The organism is Rhizobacter sp. P1_G5, assembly GCF_056405435.1.
This window is the reverse complement of sequence record NZ_JBFUCB010000989.1, coordinates 1-1335: the sequence shown is the minus strand read 5'-3', so window position 1 is coordinate 1335 and position 1335 is coordinate 1. Positions and strand designations below refer to the sequence as shown.

Here is a 1335-nt window from a genome sequence, read left to right as displayed (position 1 = left end):
CCTTCACGGTGTCGGTGCGCGCCTCGATCACCGTCGAGTAGGTGCTGAAGCCGTGGTCGGCCAGCAGGTGCACCACCGGCTTGAACTTGCCCTGGTTCTCGACGTAGATCGGCTCGGCCACCGAGTAGCCCTGCTGGATCGCCTTCGGGTTCGCGAGGAAGGGGCCGAGGTTGTAGTTGTAGGGCTTCAGCACCTCGTCCTTGAAGCCGTGCGTGACCTTCAGCCACTGCCACCAGCTGAACTGGCCGTCTTTCGCGATCAGCGCGAGCGGCGCGGTCTTCAGCTTCTCGAACGACTCGTAGCCCTGCCCCGGGTGGGCGATGAGCGCCTGCGGATCCTTCTGGAACATCGCGGCGACGACGACGGTGGGCACGCCGTTCTTCACGTTGTCGAAGCTGTGCAGCAGGTTGCCGGTCATCAGGAAATCGATGCGGCCGGCCGGCAGCAGCGGGCGGTTGTTGACCTGCGGGCCGCCTTGCAGCAGCGTCACGTCGAGGCCGAACTTCTTGTAGGTGCCGTCGGCCACCGCCTGGTAGAAGCCGCCGTGCGCGGCCTGCGCCTTCCAGTTGGTCGCGAAGGTCACCTTGTCCTGCGCGAGGGCGGTGCCGGCCGCGAGGGTCAATGCCAAGGCTGCAAAGCTGATGATGTTCTTCATGGGTCTCTCCTTCGATGGATCAATTCTCGGTGGCATGCCAGCGGCCCAGCAAGAGCCGCGACAGCGCATTGAAGCCGGCGAAGATCAGCACGCCGGTCAGCACCAGCAGGCTCAGCGCCGCGAACATCTTCGGCGTCTCGGTGCGGAAGCTCGCCTCCAGGATGCGCGACGCGAGCCCGGTCTCGCGGCCGGCGGCGCCGGCCACCATCTCGGCCGTCACCGCGCCGATCAGGCTCAGGCCGCCGGAGATCTTCAGGCCGGCGATGAAGTACGGCAGCGCCGACGGCAGCAGCAGCAGGCGCAGCCGCTGCCAGGGCGAGGCGCGGTACAGCCGGAACAGCTCGCGCAGGTTCACGTCGGCCGCGCGCAGCCCGGCCACGGTGTTCGACAGGATCGGGAAGAACGCGACGATCCAGGCGCACAGCAGCAGCGCGGCGGTCGTGCTCTCGACGTAGATCAGGATCAGCGGCGCGACCGCGACGATCGGCGTCACCTGCAGCACCACCGCGACCGGAAAGAGCGCCTCCTCGACCGGCCGCCACAGCGCGAACACCGCGGCGATCAGCACCCCGCCGGTGCAGGCGAGCAGCAGCGCGCCGAACGTGATTTTCACGGTGAACCACCAGYTGCCGGCCAGCGAGGCGAAGTTGTCGACCAGCGTCTGCAGCACGAGGCTGGGC

At 67.7% G+C, this 1335-nt stretch carries 2 protein-coding genes; both read right to left on the bottom strand.

Going from position 1 to position 1335, the window contains the following annotated elements; all coding sequences use genetic code 11:
- Nucleotides 1–655 (bottom strand): ABC transporter substrate-binding protein (locus AC1D12_RS33430; protein ID WP_477845389.1); only part of this gene is annotated, 655 nt, incomplete at its 3' end.
- Between the two features lie 19 nt (nt 656–674).
- The coding region (locus tag AC1D12_RS33425) for an ABC transporter permease (RefSeq protein WP_477845388.1) at nt 675–1335 on the bottom strand (661 nt) is incomplete at its 5' end.